Below are 261 nucleotides of genomic sequence, written 5' to 3'. Positions count from 1 at the left end.
GCTTAAGTATAAAAAGCAGGTCGTCAGTTCCCTCTCGAAAGATATGGGCTCTCACAACCAACTTAAGATATAAGTATAAAATCAGATTCTTAAGTTTGAATTAAAACAACTTGGCTTTCCTAAGAGGGTATTAGGACATTCGGACGCGGGATGGAGCAGTCTGGTAGCTCGTCGGGCTCATAACCCGAAGGTCGTCAGTTCAAATCTGGCTCCCGCAACCAACTTACGCTTAAGTATAAAAAGCAGGTCGTCAGTTCCCTC

1 tRNA gene is annotated in these 261 nt (G+C 44.1%); it reads left to right on the top strand.

The window, feature by feature from the left end:
* The first annotated feature begins 144 nt into the window (after positions 1-144).
* Positions 145-221, top strand: a tRNA-Met gene (locus H4J57_RS19690).
* The last annotated feature ends 40 nt before the right edge of the window (positions 222-261 follow it).

Origin of the sequence: Colwellia sp. BRX8-7 (genome assembly GCF_014077275.1) — a bacterium.
Classification (GTDB): domain Bacteria; phylum Pseudomonadota; class Gammaproteobacteria; order Enterobacterales; family Alteromonadaceae; genus Colwellia_A.
The sequence above is the reverse complement of the archived record's forward strand: the minus strand, read 5'-3'. Positions and strand labels throughout refer to the sequence as shown.